General features: G+C 74.7%; 17 protein-coding genes and 1 pseudogene. 11 read left to right on the plus strand and 7 right to left on the minus strand.

Annotation, left to right across the window (positions count from 1 at the left end; translation table 11 throughout):
• From ACI783_RS05080 to ACI783_RS05095, 4 genes are all read right to left on the minus strand, one after another.
• The gene (locus ACI783_RS05080; protein WP_457139430.1) at window positions 1–510 is read right to left on the minus strand and encodes a SigE family RNA polymerase sigma factor; all 510 of its coding nucleotides are present in this window, start codon (window positions 508–510) and stop codon (window positions 1–3) included.
• Between the two features lie 78 nt (window positions 511–588).
• Window positions 589–1,800 carry an acyl-CoA dehydrogenase family protein gene (locus tag ACI783_RS05085; RefSeq protein ID WP_457139431.1) on the minus strand — a complete coding sequence of 404 codons (1,212 nt, stop codon included), beginning with the start codon at window positions 1,798–1,800 and terminating at the stop codon, window positions 589–591.
• A gap of 82 nt (window positions 1,801–1,882) precedes the next feature.
• Window positions 1,883–2,341 (minus strand): DUF4383 domain-containing protein, encoded by a 459-nt coding sequence (locus ACI783_RS05090; protein ID WP_457139432.1) that lies wholly within the window; start codon window positions 2,339–2,341, stop codon window positions 1,883–1,885.
• A 122-nt stretch (window positions 2,342–2,463) separates the two neighbouring features.
• A complete protein-coding gene (locus ACI783_RS05095; RefSeq protein WP_457139433.1) occupies window positions 2,464–4,125 on the minus strand; it encodes a carbamoyltransferase family protein in 1,662 nt (553 codons plus the stop codon).
• A gap of 284 nt (window positions 4,126–4,409) precedes the next feature.
• Between ACI783_RS05095 and ACI783_RS05100 the strand changes: the two genes are divergently transcribed.
• The gene (locus tag ACI783_RS05100) at window positions 4,410–4,895 is read left to right on the plus strand and encodes an ABC transporter permease (RefSeq protein ID WP_457139434.1); all 486 of its coding nucleotides are present in this window, start codon (window positions 4,410–4,412) and stop codon (window positions 4,893–4,895) included.
• 14 nt (window positions 4,896–4,909) lie between these two features.
• On the plus strand, window positions 4,910–5,578 hold the full coding sequence (locus ACI783_RS05105) for an ABC transporter ATP-binding protein (protein WP_457139435.1): 669 nt from the start codon (window positions 4,910–4,912) through the stop codon (window positions 5,576–5,578).
• Between the two features lie 21 nt (window positions 5,579–5,599).
• Here ACI783_RS05105 and ACI783_RS05110 read toward each other — a convergent pair whose 3' ends face one another.
• Genes ACI783_RS05110 through ACI783_RS05120 form a run of 3 tightly spaced genes read right to left on the minus strand, consistent with a single transcriptional unit; the run spans window position 5,600 to window position 9,058 of the window.
• Entirely contained in the window at window positions 5,600–7,306 is a 1,707-nt protein-coding gene (locus ACI783_RS05110; RefSeq protein ID WP_457139436.1) for a RecQ family ATP-dependent DNA helicase, read from the minus strand.
• 56 nt (window positions 7,307–7,362) lie between these two features.
• On the minus strand, window positions 7,363–8,787 hold the full coding sequence (locus tag ACI783_RS05115) for a phospholipid carrier-dependent glycosyltransferase (protein WP_457139437.1): 1,425 nt from the start codon (window positions 8,785–8,787) through the stop codon (window positions 7,363–7,365).
• A 4-nt stretch (window positions 8,788–8,791) separates the two neighbouring features.
• A complete protein-coding gene (locus ACI783_RS05120; RefSeq protein ID WP_457083897.1) occupies window positions 8,792–9,058 on the minus strand; it encodes a hypothetical protein in 267 nt (88 codons plus the stop codon).
• A gap of 168 nt (window positions 9,059–9,226) precedes the next feature.
• On the opposite strand from ACI783_RS05120, the gene ACI783_RS05125 reads away from it, so the two are divergent.
• The 9 genes and pseudogenes from ACI783_RS05125 to ACI783_RS05165 form a co-directional block, all read left to right on the plus strand.
• Window positions 9,227–10,009: a polyprenol monophosphomannose synthase gene (locus ACI783_RS05125; RefSeq protein ID WP_457139438.1), complete on the plus strand. Its 783-nt coding sequence runs from the start codon at window positions 9,227–9,229 to the stop codon at window positions 10,007–10,009.
• Window positions 10,010–10,077: 68 nt separating this feature from the next.
• Window positions 10,078–10,470, plus strand: coding sequence for a TOBE domain-containing protein (locus ACI783_RS05130; protein WP_457139439.1), 393 nt, complete (start codon window positions 10,078–10,080; stop codon window positions 10,468–10,470).
• On the plus strand, window positions 10,467–11,210 hold the full coding sequence (gene modA / locus ACI783_RS05135; RefSeq protein ID WP_457139440.1) for a molybdate ABC transporter substrate-binding protein: 744 nt from the start codon (window positions 10,467–10,469) through the stop codon (window positions 11,208–11,210). Before ACI783_RS05130 ends, modA begins: the two co-directional genes overlap by 4 nt.
• A 10-nt stretch (window positions 11,211–11,220) precedes the next feature.
• Window positions 11,221–12,027 (plus strand): ABC transporter permease, encoded by an 807-nt coding sequence (locus ACI783_RS05140; RefSeq protein WP_457139441.1) that lies wholly within the window; start codon window positions 11,221–11,223, stop codon window positions 12,025–12,027.
• Window positions 12,028–12,056: 29 nt separating this feature from the next.
• A pseudogene (locus tag ACI783_RS05145) lies at window positions 12,057–12,494 on the plus strand (ATP-binding cassette domain-containing protein); the annotation flags it as partial.
• Between the two features lie 120 nt (window positions 12,495–12,614).
• Complete coding sequence (locus ACI783_RS05150; RefSeq protein ID WP_457083925.1) at window positions 12,615–13,070, plus strand: TOBE domain-containing protein; 456 nt, start codon at window positions 12,615–12,617, stop codon at window positions 13,068–13,070.
• 12 nt (window positions 13,071–13,082) lie between these two features.
• On the plus strand, window positions 13,083–13,676 hold the full coding sequence (locus ACI783_RS05155; protein WP_457139442.1) for a nucleotidyltransferase family protein: 594 nt from the start codon (window positions 13,083–13,085) through the stop codon (window positions 13,674–13,676).
• 23 nt (window positions 13,677–13,699) lie between these two features.
• Window positions 13,700–14,119 carry a molybdenum cofactor biosynthesis protein MoaE gene (locus tag ACI783_RS05160; RefSeq protein WP_457139443.1) on the plus strand — a complete coding sequence of 140 codons (420 nt, stop codon included), beginning with the start codon at window positions 13,700–13,702 and terminating at the stop codon, window positions 14,117–14,119.
• A 135-nt stretch (window positions 14,120–14,254) separates the two neighbouring features.
• The coding region (locus ACI783_RS05165) for a SpoIIE family protein phosphatase (protein WP_457139444.1) at window positions 14,255–15,943 on the plus strand (1,689 nt) is incomplete at its 3' end.

Consider the following 15,943-nt stretch of genomic DNA (forward strand, 5'->3'; position numbering starts at 1 on the left):
TCAGCACTCCAAGCGGGCGGGGGTCGGGAGTTCGCCGAGCACGGCACGCAGCCGGGCGAGCCCTCGGGTGGTCTGGCTCTTGACGGTGTTCACCGAGCAGCCCAGCGCGGCGGCGGTGGCCGCCTCGCCGAGGTCCTCGCCGTAGCGGAGCACCAGCACCGCCCGCATCCGGGGCGGCAGGGTGGCGAGCGCGGTGGCCATCCGGTCCCGCTCGGCGACGTCGTCGGTCGGGTCGGGGCCCGCGACGTCCCGGTCGGGCAGGGAGACGATCTCCTGGGTCGCCCGCCGGCGCCGCCAGCTGGCCGCGCTGGTGACCAGCACCTTGCGCACGTAGGGATAGGGGTCCTCGCGGGAGATCCGCCCCCAGTGCCGGTAGGCCTTGAGCAGCGCGGTCTGCAGCAGGTCCTCGGCGTGACCGCGGTCGGCGGTGAGCAGGAACCCGACCCGCAGCAGGTCGTCGGAGCGCGCGGCGACGAACGCCTCGAACCCCGCCTCGTGGTCGGCTCGCACCCGGTCTCCTCCCGCCGTCACCCCCTAGGACGCCGTGGGGGGCGCCGCAGGGGTGTCACCGTGACCGAGTCGTGACCTTCAGCCGTGCCAGGGGCGCTCGCGCGCCAGCTCCTCCCGGGCCACCGAGCGCACGTGCACCGCGTCGGGCCCGTCCACGATCCGCAGCGTGCGGGCGCTGGCGTAGAACCGGGCCAGCACCGTGTCGTCGCTGACCCCGGCGCCGCCGTGCACCTGGATCGCCCGGTCGATCACGTCGCAGGCCACCTGCGGCGCGGCGACCTTGATCGCGGCGATCTCCGTGCGGGCGCCCTTGGCGCCGTGCCGGTCGATGAGGTCGGCGGTCTTGAGCACCAGCAGCCGCGCGGAGTCGATCTCGATGCGCGAGCGGGCGATCAGCTCCCGGACGGTGCCCTGCTCGGCCAGCGGTCGGCCGAAGGCGACCCGGGCCTTGGCCCGCTCGACCATCAGCGTGAGCGCCCGCTCGGCCATGCCCAACGCGCGCATGCAGTGGTGGATCCGGCCGGGGCCCAGCCGGGCCTGGGCGACCATGAACCCGTCGCCCTCCCCGGCCAGCAGGTTCGCCACCGGCACCCGGACGTCGGTGAAGCGCAGCTCCGAGTGCCCGTGCTGGTCCTGGTAACCGAACACCGGCAGGTGCCGGACGATCTCCAGGCCGGGGGTGTCCCGGGGCACCAGCACCATCGACTGCTGGCGGTGCGCGGCGCCGTCGGGGTCGGTCTTGCCCATGACGATGAAGACCTGGCAGCGCTCGTCGGCGGCGCCGCTGGTCCACCACTTGCGACCGTTGACCACGTACTCGTCGCCGTCGCGCACGATCGACGTCTGGATGTTGCGGGCGTCGGAGCTGGCGACGTCGGGCTCGGTCATCGCGAACCCCGACCGGATCTCCCCGGCCAGCAGCGGCTCCAGCCAGCGCGTCTTCTGCTCCGGCGTGCCGAAGAGCATCAGCGTCTCCATGTTGCCGGTGTCCGGGGCGCCGCAGTTGGTCACCTCCGGCGCGATCACCGGTGACCAGCCGGTCACCTCGGCGACGCCGGCGTACTCCAGGTTGCTCAGCCCGGAGAGCTCGGGGGAGAAGAGGTTCCACAGCCCGCGGGACCGCGCCTCCGCCTTGAGCTCCTCGAGCACCGGCGGGTGCCCGTGGTCGTCGTGCCCGCGGGCGGCCCGCCAGGCGTCGTACACCGGCTCGGCGGGGAACACCCGTTCCCGCATGAAGTCCCACATCCGGCCGGTGACGTCCTCGGCCCGGGCGGACAGGCTGAAGTCCATGTCCGGACCGTAGCCGTCTCGACGCACGACCGCCCCGGACGCCGGCTGGCGTCCGGGGCGGTCGTGCGATCGGGGGTGTCGCTCAGCGGGTGCGCAGGGACTCGTCCCGGCCGCGGGTGGTCGCGTCCTTCACCGGGCCCAGCGCGATGGCCAGGCCGGCGATCACGCTGGCCAGGTGCAGCCAGTTGTCCGCCCAGTTGATGCTGAGGAAGTTCAGCGGCTCCTCCTCGCCGGCGGCGAACAGGCCGTAGATGAACGCGGCGCCGTAGCCGACGGCGAGCAGCCACCCGTAGGTCCGGGCGGTGCTCAGCTTCCGGGCCAGCGCGATGCCGGCCAGGCCGATCAGCAGGTGCACGATGTTGTGCAGCGGGTTGATCGAGAAGCCGAGCAGGGTCTCGTCGGTGTGCGCGGCGAAGTCGTCGAAGCCGGTGATGAAGAAGCCGATGATGCCGATCAGCGTGTAGATCACACCGATCGCCATGGCCAGCATCTGCGGCCAGGTCATGCCTCGGTTGCCGGTGCCGTGGTCTGCTGCGGTCATGGGTGCCCTCCGTGATGTCGTCGGGCCGCCGGGTCTCAGCGGGCCGTGACAGGGGTTCCCAGCCATGATCACCCGAAACGGCCGCCACCCGGTCGGGTGACGGCCGTTCCCGGATCGTGACCTTAGGCGGGGCGGGGCGTGGCCTTCGGGCGGCGGACGACGAACGGGCCGATGGCCAGCAGGTCGACGGGGGCCGAGCCGAAGCACTCCAGCGCGTCGCGCGGGTCGTCGACCATGGGCCGGCCGGCGGTGTTCAGGCTGGTGTTGACCACCACCGGCAGCCCGGTGCGCCGCTCGAACGCCGAGATCATCCGGTGCACCAGCGGGGACGTCTCCGGGTCGATGGTCTGGATCCGCGCCGTCCCGTCGACGTGGGTGACCGTGGGGATGCGGTCACGCCACTCGGGGGCCACGTCGTGCACGAACAGCATGTACGGCGAGGGGATCGGGCCGCGGCTGAAGATCTCCGGGGCCTTCTCCAGCAGCACCATCGGTGCCACCGGGCGGAACTGCTCGCGGCCCTTGACGTCGTTCATCCGCTCGAGGTTGGCCTCGAAGCCGGGGTGGGCCAGCAGCGAGCGGTGGCCCAGCGCGCGCGGGCCGTACTCGCTGCGGCCCTGGAACCAGGCGACGATGCCGTTGTCGGCGAGGACCTCGGCCACGGCCTCGGCGACGTCGTCGGGGCGCTCGTAGTCGATCGCCGCGGTGGTGAGCACCTTCTCGATCTCGTCGTCGCTCCAGCCGCGACCCAACGCCGCGCCGGGCATCGGCTGGGTCTCCTCGCCGAGCTCGCGGGCGACGTGCAGGGCGGCGCCCAGCGCGGTGCCGGCGTCGCCGGCGGCCGGCTGCACCCAGACCTGCTCGAACGGGCTCTCGGCCAGGATCCGGGTGTTGGCGACGCAGTTGAGCGCGGTGCCGCCGGCCAGGGTGAGGGTCTTCTCCCCGGTCTGCTCGTGCACCCAGGTGGCCAGGTCGACCAGCACCTCCTCCAGCCGGGTCTGCACGCTGGCGGCGAGGTCGGCGTGGTCGGAGGTCCACTGGTCGCCCTTGCCCAGTCGCGGGGCGAACTCGATGAAGTCGATCTTCTCGGTGCGGAAGCCGCCGTCCTCGGTGGCCCGGATGAGCTCGGTCAGGTCGCCGAGGAAGCGCGGCTTGCCGTAGGAGGCCATCGCCATGACCTTGAACTCGTCGGAGCTGCGCAGGAAGCCCAGGTGGTCGGTGAGGTCTTCGTACATCAGGCCGAGGGAGTGCGGCAGCGCCTGGCCGGCGAGCACCTCCAGCTGCCCGTCGACGTAGCGGCCGGCCAGGTGGCTGTGCGCCTCACCACGACCGTCGAGCACGAGGACGGCGTTGTCGCGCCGGCCCTCGCGACCGGGGGCGGCCAGGCCGGCCGACGCGGCGTGGGCGACGTGGTGCTTGACGAACCGGACCTTGGCCGGGTCCAGGCCGGGCAGCGCGTGGGCCAGGAAGTCCGGCGCCATCTCGGCGTACTTCTTGCGCATGACGTCGCCGTCGTCGAACAGCCCCGACTCCTCCGGGGTGCCCATCAGCGCCGGGTCGAAGGAGTAGGCGACCGCGTCGAGCTCCTCCGGCCGGATCCCGGCCTCCTTCAGGCACCAGGCGGCGGAGAGCTCGGGCAGCTCCCACGCGCTCCACGGCAGCGGGCGCTTGCCGTGCTTGCGCCGGCTGAACCGCTCCTCCTCGGCTGCGGCCACGACCTTCCCGTCGACGACCAGCGCCGCCGCCGGGTCGTGGTAGATGGCGTTGATGCCCAGGACCTTCACGCGCGCGCTCCTCCCGGCCGGGCGCGATCCGCCCGGTCCTCGCTCATGATCAAGCCGCGGCGGGGAACCCGCACGCCGAAAGGGGTCTCGTTCACCCACTCGTACGAGTGAACACCTGCCACCCGGTGTGATCTTGTGCCGAAGTCGGCCGGTACGTTCTGCGCCCAGTCGGCCGAACGGAAGGGGCACGCATGCGTTCGGGCGGTCGGACACCGCGCAGTGGCCCGTGGCGCGTGGTCTCCGGGGCCTCCGTCGCGATGGGTGTCGGGTTCTCCGTTCTGCTCATGTCGCTCTCCTACGGGGTGTCGGACCGGATCAGCGGCGACCTGGGCACTCCCGAGGTGCGCGCGGCCGGCGTGGTCGACGTCGACCTGATCGATTCGATCCTCCGCGAGCTGACGGTCGCGGTGACCCTGGCCATGGTCGTCCAGACGGCTGCGGCGACGGCGACCGTGGGCTGGGTGCTCATGCAGTCGCGGAAGCGTGAGATCGGCATCCGCCGGCAGAGCGGCGTCTTCCGCAGCCGGCTGGTGCGCGACTTCCTCCGGGAGATGGCGCCCCCGGTCCTCGGTGGGGCGGTGGTGGGGGAGGCCGCCGGGATCCTGGGCGGGCTCGCCGTCCGCGAGTTCACCGTCCTGCCGGTCTCGTTCACGGCCGTGTCCCTGCTGGCGGCCTTCCCGGTCACCATCCTGCTGGCCGGCGCTGCGACCACGGTCCCGGCCTGGGTGGCCGCGGGCCAGTCCCCCAAGAGCGTGCAGGCCCAACAGTGACGGAGAGTGGCGCGTTGGCGGAGAAGGTCGTCGAGGTCCGCGGGCTGCGCTTCTCCTTCCCGGACGGGCCGACGGTGCTCTCGATCGACGAGTTCGACGTGACGGGTCCCGGTCTGGTGGCCGTGGTCGGTCAGAGCGGTGCGGGCAAGTCCACGTTCGGCGCGCTGATCGGCGGGCAGGAGCAGGCGCCGTACGAGGGGTCGGTCAAGGTCCTCGGGCAGGAGTGGTCGGTCCTGGCGCAGGGACGGCAGGACGACGAGCGGCAGCTCCACCGGCGCCGGATCGGCTACATCCCCCAGGACTACGGGCTGCTCCCGGACTACACGCCGTGGGAGATGCTGCTGCTGGACATGGGCGACGCCGAGATCGACGAGGAACAGCGGGCGCCCCGCGCCCAGCGCGCCCTGGAGGCCATGGGCCTGGCGGAGATGCGGGACCGCCGGATCGCCGAGCTGTCCGGCGGACAGCAGCAGCGGGTGGCCATCGCCCGGATGCTGGCGCGGGACGTGGCACTGGTCGTCGCGGACGAGCCCACCGCCAACCTCGACGAGGCCACGACGCGCGACGTCGTGGCCGCCCTGCGCAGGGCCGCGGAGAGCGTCCCGGTCATCGTGATCACCCACGACCGCTGGGTGGCCGACCAGTGCCGGTGGCGGCTGGAGCTCAGCCCGCCGAGGAGCTGATCGCGGCGTCGGCTGCTGGGGTCAGCGGCCCGTGCGGGCGGTCAGCAGCCGGTTGTCGACGACGGCCTGGAGCGCGAGGGTCTTGTAGCCGACCGCCTCGAAGAGCACCACCACCCGGTCGTCCTCGTGGCGCATGACGACGCCCGGGCCCCACTCGGTGTGCTCCACGGCCAGGTCGACCGGGAAGGGGTGGTCGGCGTCGGCGGTGTGCTGCTCGGTGGACAGCCCCGCGCTGCAGTTGTCGCAGTTGCCGCACGGCTCGTCGAGCTGCTCCCCGAAGTAGCCGAGCAGGAACTGGCGCCGGCAGCCGGTGGTCTCGGCGTAGCCGCGCATCATCTCGATCCGGCTCTCGTCGACCCGGATGTGGTGCTCGGCCAGCTCGCGGGCGGCTGCCGCGGCCTCTCCGGGCGCCGGCGCGTCGGGGGCGGGGGACGCCGTCCCCTCGTCGTCCAGCACGACGGCGCCGGCCTGCTCCAGCAGGTTGAGGTCGCGCACCAGCGGCGTCGCGGGCCGGCCGGTCTCCTCGCGCAGCTCCGTCACGTCCACGCCGTCCATGCCGGCCTCGACGCCGGCCCGGACCAGCCCGGCGACCTGCTGCAGCTCCTCCTCGGCCGGGGCGCCGGCGGCGAAGAACTTGCGGATGCCGAGGTCCTCCTGTCGGTAGACCAGCACGGCGGTGGCCGGCTCGCCGTCGCGGCCGGCCCGGCCGATCTCCTGGTAGTAGCTGTCGATCGAGTCCGCCGGCTCGGCGTGCACCACGAACCGGGTCTCGGGCTTGTCGATGCCCATGCCGAAGGCGGTGGTGGCGACGACGACGTCCAGCTCGTCGGCCATGAAGGCCCGCTGCACCTCCTCGCGGTCGCTCTTCCTCAGCCCCGCGTGGTAGGCCTGCGCCCGCAGCCCGCGTTCGGTGAGCGCGTGCGCGAACTCCTCGGTGCCGCGGCGGGTGGCGCTGTAGAGGATCCCGGTGCCGCGCCCGGTCAGCTCGGTGACCCGGTCGAGCACGGCGGCCTGCTTGCCGTGCGCGTCGGCGTGCTGCTCGACCTCCAGCCGGATCTCCGGCCGGTCGAAGCCGGCGACGACGACCTCCGGGTCGTGCATCTCCAGCCGCTCGAGGATCTCCGCGCGCACCGGCGGCGCGGCGGTGGCGGTCAGCGCCAGCACGGTCGGGTGGCCGAGCTGCTCGACCACGCCACCCAGGCGCAGGTAGTCGGGGCGGAAGTCGTGCCCCCACGCCGAGACGCAGTGCGCCTCGTCGACGACGAACAGCGCGGGCCCGGCCTCGCGGATCGCGTCCACGACCTCGGGCTTGGCCAGCTGCTCGGGCGCGAGGAAGCAGAAGCGGACCGTTCCGTCACGGAGCCCGTCGAGCACCGCCTGCTGGTCGCCGCCGGAGAGGCTGGAGTTGAGCACGGCGGCCTGGCCGACGGCCTTCTCGCCGAGCTCCGCCAGCCGCTGCACCTGGTCCCGCTGCAGCGCGATCAGCGGCGAGACGATCAGCACCGGCCCCTCCAGGAGCGTGCCCAGCACCGTGTAGACCGCCGACTTCCCGGCGCCGCTGGGCAGCACCGCCAGGGTGTCCCGGCCGGCGGCGACGGCCTTCATCGCCTCCTCCTGGCCGGGGCGGAAGTCCTCGAACCCGAGCATCTCGCGAGCGGTCTCCCGGATGCGCCGGGTGCGCGCCGACGCGGAGCCGCCGACGGGGTTGTCCTGCTGGGTGCTCGTCACCGGCGCCATCTGCCCGACCCCCGAGATCGGCAAACGACGCACCGGTGCGGCCCCGGTCACCGCCAGGTGGGCAGCCAGTACCGCAGGTCCAGCAGTTCGGGGTGCGTCGGGAGCCCCAGCCAGAGCGGGGCGAAGAACACGAACGCCGCGACCGACAGGACGGCGACCCCGGCGCCGACCAGCCGGGGGCGCGGCCCGACCTGGACCGCGCGGACCAGCGCGAAGGCGATGAACGGCACCGCCGGCACCAGGTAGAAGAAGTAGCCGGGCTTGCCTGCGGCGAGCCACGGGGCCCACAGCAGCAGCAGTGGCACGAGGATGCTGGCGGCGACGCCGTCCCGGCGGGCGACGGCGCGCCACAGCAGCACCGGGTAGGCCAGCAGCGCCGGCCACCACAGCGCGGGGCTGCCCAGCTGCACGATGCGGGCCTTCGTGCCCGGGGGGACGGCGCACTCGTCGGGGTCCGCGGTGGCGGCGCACTCAGCGGCGTAGGTGAGGACCGGGCGCTGCAGCCAGGGCCAGCCCAGCGGGCTGGAGCGGTACGGATGGGTGGCTTCCAGCCTCCCGTGGTAGGCGACCACGCCGGCCTGGTCCTCGGCCCAGGTCTCCAGCCGGTCACCCGCCGACGTGCCGCAGTCGCCGGCGGCGCAGGCGACCTCGGCGGCGCGGCTGTCGGAGTAGGAGGCGAAGAAGCCGGCGTAGCTGGTCAGGTACACCGCGGCGGGCACCAGCAGCAGGCTCAGCGCGCCACCGGCGGCCACGGCCACGCCGCGACGGGCCGCCCGGGGCAGGCCCTCGCCCCGTCCGGCCAGCTCGGTTCCGAGCACCAGCAGGCCCGCGGCGGCGACGGCGAGCAGCCCGGACCACTTGGTGCCGACCGCCAGCCCCAGCGCGACGCCGGCCAGCCACCGGTACCGGGAGCCCAGCAGCGACCGGTGCAGCGGCTCGCCGGGACCGCGGGCGGCCCGGCGGGAGTCCCGGTCGATCAGCACCAGCCAGAACGCGGCGACGACGAACAGCCCGAGGGTGGCGTCGAGCATGCCGATCCGGCTGGTGGTGACGGCGAGCCCGTCCAGGCAGACCAGCAGGGCGGCCAGGGCGGCGGGGGCGGGGCGCCGGAACAGCCGCAGGCCGGAGAGGTAGGTGAGGACGACCGTCAGCGAGCCGGCGACGGCCACCCCGATCCGCCAGCCGGTGGGCGTGGCGCTGCCGAAGAGCTCGATGCCCAGGGCGATGACCCACTTGCCCACCGGGGGGTGGACCGGCCGGCCCTCCTCGACGCCGCGGTTGAGGTAGTCCACGGCGTCCTGCACGTAGTACTTCTCGTCGAAGTAGAGCCGTCCGGGGTCGCCCAGCGCCCAAAGCCGTACGGCGGCGGCCAGCAGGAGCAGGGCGAGCGGGAGCACCCGGACCCACAGCGGGCGGCGCCGGAAGGCGCCGCCCGCTGCTCGGTGCTCCACGTCGGGAGCGACTGTGCTCAACGCATCAGCCCTCGGTCTCGGTGCTGAACTCCGTCTCGGTCTCGGTGTTGACCTCGGTCTCGGTCTCCACAGCCTCGGTCTCGGTGCTGACCTCGGTCTCGGTGGGCTCGAGGGTCTCGGTGACCTCGGTCGACTGCTCCTCGGTCTCCGTGACCTGCTCGGTCTCGGTGACCTCGACGGTGCCCTCCTCCTCGGAGCCGCAGGCGCCGAGGCCGAAGACGATCAGGCCGGAGAAGGAAGCGGCGGCGATGCCGCGGGTCATGCGGTTCATGGGGTGCTCCTGGGATCGGGGAAAACGGTCCTCCGTCCCATGACCGCACCTCCGGGCGCGTACCCACGCGGGCCGGTAACGATCCGATCTCGGCTGGTCTCGAATTCGTTGCACGATCGTGTCCTCGTCCAGGTGTCCAGCAGCCGGGTGACGGCAATGGCCTGGACGGTGACCCCTCGAGACGTGTGCGTCTGCATCCCCACGTACCAGGAGCGCGAGAGCCTGCCCCGGACGCTGTCCGCCGTCCTGCAGGCGGTCCCGAACGCGCACGTCCTGGTCATCGACGACAACAGCCCGGACGGCACCGGCGCCCTGGCCGACCGGATCGCCGCCGCCGACCCCCGGGTGCACGTGGTGCACCGCCCCGGCAAGGCCGGCCTCGGCCCGGCCTACGTCCAGGGTTTCCGCTGGGCGCTGGACCAGGGCTACGCGGTGATCGCGCAGATGGACGCCGACGGGTCGCACCGCGCCGAGGACCTGCCGCGGCTGCTGGACCGGCTCGCCACCGCCGACGCCGTGCTCGGCTCGCGCTGGGTGCCCGGCGGTCGGGTGCAGGACTGGCCGCGGCACCGCGAGCTGCTCAGCCGGGCCGCGAACCGCTACGTCCAGGTCGCCCTCGGCCTGCCGCTGGGCGATGCGACCGGCGGGTTCCGCGCCTTTCGGCGGCAGGCGCTGGAGTCGCTCGACCTGGGGTCGGTCCAGTCGCAGGGCTACTGCTTCCAGATCGACATGGCCCGGCAGGTGTGGTCGCGGGGCCTGCGGCTGGCCGAGGTGCCGATCGTCTTCGCCGACCGCGAGTTCGGGCAGAGCAAGATGAGCGGCCGGATCATCCGCGAGGCGCTGGTCCGCGTGGGCGTCTGGTCGCTGGCCTCGCTGCGCCCGGCCCGGGGCGGGGAGCGGCCGGTCCGCGGCCGGCACCCGGTGCTGCTCCGCCGCCGCGCCCTCGCTTGAGCCTTCTCGCCGCACCGGCGGCTGATGACCGCTTGTAGATCCGCAGCTGCGGTGGTTACGGTGCGCCGGTGCCTGCCACCTATCGGATCGCCGAGGCGGCCGCGCTCCTCGGCGTGAGCGACGACACCGTGCGGCGCTGGATCGAGGCCGACCGGCTCGCCGCCTCCCGGGACGCCGGCCCGGCCCGGGTCGACGGCGCCGATCTCGCCCGGGTGGCCGCCGAGCTGCACGACGCGCCGCCGCCGGGGGTCACCCGGTCCTCGTCGGCGCGCAACCGGATGGCCGGGATCGTCACCCGGGTGCTGCGGGACGGCGTGATGGCCCAGGTGGAGATCCAGGCCGGGCCCTTCCGGCTGGTCTCGCTGATGAGCCGGGAGGCCGCCGACGAGCTGGGCCTGGAGGTCGGCGCCCGCGCCGTCGCCACCGTCAAGGCCACCCAGGTCAGCGTGGACGTGCCGTGAAGCAGCTGGTCGCCGGCGGCGTCGCGGCGCTGCTGCTCGCCGGCTGCGGGGCGCCGGCGGGCGACGGGGGCAGCACGCTCACCGTCTTCGCCGCCGCCTCGCTCACCGACGTCTTCACCGACCTGGGTGCCGAGCTGGAGACGCAGCGCCCGGAGCTGACCGTGCAGTTCACCTTCGCCGGCAGCGCGACGCTGGCCACCCAGATCACCCAGGGCGCGCCCGCGGACGTGTTCGCGTCGGCCGACGAGTCGCGGATGGCGGTGGTCGCCGACAGCGGCCTGGCCGAGGACCCGGTGGTCGTCGCCGGCAACGTCCTGGAGATCGCCGTCCCGGCCGGCAACCCGGGCGGGATCAGCGGCCTGGCCGACTTCGCCGACGAGGACCGCACCCTCGCGGTCTGCGCCCCCGCCGTCCCGTGCGGTGCCGCGGCCCGGGAGCTCTTCGCCGCCGCGGGCGTTACCGCCCGGCCGGACACCGAGGAGGAGGACGTGCGGGCCGCGCTGACCAAGGTGCAGCTGGGCGAGGTCGACGCCGCGCTGGTCTACGCCACGGACGTGCGGGCCGCCGGTGACCGGGTCGCGGGCATCCCGGTCCCGGCGGCCGAGGAGCAGATCAACGCCTACCCGGTCGCCGTGCTGACCGGCGCACCGAACCCGGCGGCCGCGCGGGCGTTCGTCGACCTCGTGCTCGGCGCCGCCGGGCAGCAGGCTCTCGCCGACGCCGGCTTCCGCACCCCGTGAGCACCGCGCCGTGAGGTCGCGCCCCGGGCGGCAGGCCGGGGTGCCGGCACCACTGCTGGTGCCGGCGGTGCTCGCTGTCGTCTTCCTGGTGCTGCCGCTGCTCGGCCTGGTGCTGCGAGCTCCCTGGTCGCAGCTGCCCACCCTGCTCGCGGAGCCGGCGGTCGGCTCGGCGCTGCGGTTGTCGCTGGTCTCGGCGACCCTGGCCACCGGTCTGTCGCTGCTGCTCGGCGTCCCGCTCGCCTGGGTGCTGGCCCGCTCCCGGGCGCGCGGGCGCAGCGTGCTGCGGGCGCTGGTGACCGTGCCGCTGGTGCTGCCCCCGGTGGTCGGCGGGGTCGCGCTGTTCCTGGTGCTCGGCCGGCAGGGCCTGGTGGGCGGCTGGCTGTACGAGTCGTGGGGCATCACCGTCCCGTTCAGCACGACCGCCGTGGTCCTCGCCGAGACGTTCGTGGCGATGCCGTTCCTGGTGATCAGCGTGGAGGGGGCGCTGCGGGCCGCCGACGCCCGGTTCGAGGACGCCGCGGCCACCCTCGGCGCCGACCGGTGGACGACGTTCCGCCGGGTGACGCTGCCGCTGGTCGCCCCGGGGATCGCCGCGGGTGCGGTGCTGTGCTGGGCGCGGGCGCTGGGCGAGTTCGGCGCGACCATCACCTTCGCCGGCAACTTCCCCGGGACGACGCAGACGATGCCGCTGGCGGTGTACCTGGCGCTGCAGTCGGACCCGGAGGCGGCGATCGCCCTGTCCCTGGTGCTGCTCGGCGTCTCGCTGGCCACCCTGCTGCTGCTCCGCGACCGCTGGCTGGGGCGGGCGGCCGGATGACCCTCGATGCGCACGTGGTCGTCGACCGCGGCGGGTTCACCGTCGACGTGGAGGTGTCCGTCGCCGACGGCGAGGTGCTCGCGGTGCTCGGGCCGAACGGGGCCGGCAAGTCCACCGTCTTGCGGGTGCTCGCCGGGCTGCTGCGCCCGGACGGCGGGCGGGTCCGGGTCGGCGACGAGGTCTGGGACGCCCCCGGCGTGCACCTCCCCCCGTACCGCCGGTCGCTGGGCATGGTCTTCCAGGACTCCCTGCTGTTCCCGCACCTGACGGTCACCGAGAACGTCGCCTTCGGCCCGCGCTCCCGCGGGGCTCGCCGCGCCGACGCCCGCGCCGCGGCTGCGGCGTGGCTGGACCGGGTCGGGCTCGCCGATCTCGGCGCCCGCCGCCCCGGGGAGCTGTCCGGGGGGCAGGGGCAGCGGGTCGCGCTCGCCCGGGCGCTGGTCGGCGACCCGCGGGTGCTGCTGCTCGACGAGCCGCTGTCGGCGCTGGACGCGCGGACCCGGCTCGCCGTCCGGACCGAGCTGCACCGCCACCTGGCCGACTACGCCGGCAGCGCGGTGCTGGTCACGCACGACCCGGTGGACGCGATGGCGCTGGCCGGGCGGGTGCTGGTGGTCGAGGACGGGCGGGTCGTGCAGACCGGCACGCCGGCGGAGGTGGCCCGGCGCCCGCGCACCGACTACGTCGCCCGGCTGGTCGGGCTGGTGCTGCTGCCCGGGGTCGCCGCGGGGACGTCGGTCGCGCTCGACGGCGGCGGCACCGTGTCGATCGCGGAGCCGGCGCACGGCCCGGTCTTCGCCGCCGTCCGGCCGGAGTCGGTGGCGCTGCACCTGGAGCGGCCCGGTGGGAGCCCGCGCAACGTGTGGCCGGTGGAGCTGGTCGCCGCCACGCCGCACGGCTCGGTGGTGCGCTGCGACCTGGCCGGGGAGGTGCCGCTGACCGCCGACGTCACCGCGGCGTCCTTCGCCGAGCTCGCCCTGGCCCCCGGCGCCCGGGTGTGGGCCGCGGTGAAGGCCAGCGAGATCACCGTGCACCCCCGCTGAGAGAGTGGGCGGATGACGTCCGATGCGCCCGTCGCCGGGCTGGTGCTGGCCGCCGGGGGCGGCCGGCGGTACGGCATGCCGAAGGCCCTGGTCGAGTACCGGGGCAGCCTGCTGGTCGAGCGGGCGGTGCGGACGGCGACGGCGGTGTGCGACCCGGTGCTCGTCGTCCTCGGCGCCGCCGCCGTGGAGGTGTGGCAGCGCGCGGACCTCTCCGGCGCCACCGTGCTGGCCAACCGCGACTGGGAGACCGGCATGGCCTCCAGCCTGCGCACCGGCCTGGACGGGCTGCGCGGCTGGCCGATGGGTGGGCTGGGTGGGGAGGGGATCGACGCGGTGCTGGTGCAGCTGGTCGACATGCCCGGGATGACGCCGGAGGCGCTGGCCCGGGTCGCCGCGCACGCCGCCCCCGATGCCCTGGCGGTGGCCACCTACGACGGCGTCCGCAGCCACCCGGTGCTGCTCGGCCGCGAGCACTGGGCCGGCGTCGCGGAGACCGCGACCGGCGACGAGGGCGCGCGCGGCTACCTGGCCGGCCGCGACGTCGTCGAGGTCGACTGCACCGGCCTGGCCGACCCCACCGATCTGGACGTGCCCCCGGTCGGCTGAGCCCCGCGGGTACCGTCGCCGCCGTGAGCACGCTGCTGGCCCGGGTCACCGACGAGCCGCTCTCGGTCGCCGAGCACGAGGACGCCGTCGCCGACGAGGCGGCCGGTGCGGTGGTCTCCTTCGCCGGCGTGGTCCGCGACCACGACGGCGGGCGCTCGGTCACCGAGCTGGAGTACGTCGGCCACCCCACGGCCCCGGAGCTGATCGCCGAGATCGCCGCCGAGTTCGCCGCGCGCCCGGAGGTCCGCTCCGTCGCCGTCTCCCACCGGGTCGGCCTGCTGGGCATCGGCGACGTCGCGCTGGCGTGCGCGGTGAGCGCCGCGCACCGCGGTCAGGCGTTCGCCGCCTGCGCCGAGCTGGTCGACGAGGTGAAGGCCCGGTTGCCGATCTGGAAGCGCCAGGTGTTCACCGACGGCGAGGAGGAGTGGGTCGCCTGCCCGTGACCGGTGGGGCCGCTGTGGTGCGGCTGCTTGCCCGTCATCGAACCGTCATGGCATAACAAGCACTGCTCGTCCCGGAACCGGGGGAGCAGCTCCGCCGCCCCGGCCGCAGAGCGGTCACCGGGGGAGGTGCAGCCGATGGGAGGCCACGAGGGCGACGCCCGCGTGCTCGAGTCGATGCCCATGGGCTACCTGTCGGTCGACACCGAGTGGCGGATCACGTACCTCAACGCGACCGGCGCGGCCGTGGTCAGGCGGTCCCGGGAGGAGCTGATCGGCCAGGACTTCTGGTCGGTGTTCCCGGCCAACGCCGACAACGAGTTCGGCCGCGTCTACCGCGAGTGCATGGCCACCGGGATCCCGGCGGTGGTGGAGGGGTACTACCCCGACCCGCTGGACCGCTGGATCGAGGTGCGGGCGGTGCCCTCCGAGCAGGGCTTGGCGATGTACTTCACCGACGTGACCGAGCGGCGCCTGGTGCAGGAGCGGCTGGCGGTGCTGGCCCGGATCAGCGCCGAGCTGGCCGGCACGCTCGACCTCGGCACCGCGGCCGCGCGGATCCCCCGGCTGATCGTGCCGGCGCTGGCCGACTGGTGCGTGCTCACCGTGCTGGACGAGGAGGGGCGGCCCCGGGACGTCGGCTGGTGGCACCCGGACCCCGCCCTGCAGCCGCTGGTGGAGCGGTACGTGGAGCTCCGGCTGGCGTCCATGCCGGCGGACAGCCCGGTCGCACGGGCGTTGGGCGGGGAGACCGTCGTGACCCGGGTGGGCCGGTCGTTGCTGCCCGCCGGGGAGTCGCTGGACGTCTTCGCCCAGCTGGGGGCCACGACCCTGGTCACCCTGCCGGTCCGGGCGCGGGGCCGGACGGTGGGCGCGCTCACCCTCTACTCCGGGAACGGGCGCGCCGTGGGGCCGCCGGAGGTGGCGACCGCGCGCGAGGTCGCCGACCGGGTCGGCCTGGCGCTGGACAACGCCCGGCTGTTCGACCAGCAGCGCCAGCTCGCCGAGGCGCTGCAGCGCAGCCTGCTCACCGGCGGCTACGAGGACGACCAGGCCGAGGTGGTGGTCCGGTACACACCGGCCGCGGAGGCCGCGCGGGTCGGCGGCGACTGGTACGACGCGTTCACCCAGCCGTCCGGGGCGACGATGCTGGTCATCGGCGACGTCGTCGGTCACGACACCGCCGCCGCCGCGGCGATGGGCCAGCTGCGGGCGCTGCTGCGCGGCGTCGCCACCTACAGCGACGCCGGCCCGGGGGAGGTGCTCCGCGGCCTGGACGCCGCGATGGCGCAGCTGCGCGTGGACACGTATGCCACCGCGGCGGTGGCCCGCTTCGAGCAGACGCCGGCGGAGGCCGACCGGGGGCTCACCCGGATGCGCTGGAGCAACGCCGGGCACCTGCCGCCGCTGGTGATCCACCCCGACGGCACCCTCGCCGCGCTCGCCGACTGGCGGGGTGACCTCATGCTCGGGGTCGACGCCACCGCGGAGCGCGCGGAGTCGGTGGTCACCCTCGAATGCGGGACGACGGTGCTGCTGTACACCGACGGGCTCATCGAGCGCCGCGGCGGCGACCTGGACGAGGGGATGACCCGGCTGCGGCAGGTCGCGGTCGAGCTCGCCGGCCTGCCGCTGGACCAGCTGTGCGACGAGCTGCTGGACCGGCTGGTGCACGGCCGGCCGGAGGACGACGTCGCCGTGGTGGCGATCCGCCTCGGCGGGGGCCCCGGGGGGGGGGGGGGGGGGGGGGGGGGGGGGGGGGGGGGGGGGGCGGGGGGGGGGGGGGGGGGGGGGGGGGGGGGGGGGGGGGGGGGGGGGGGGGGGGGG

The sequence above is a fragment of the Modestobacter sp. SYSU DS0511 genome (assembly GCF_054050755.1).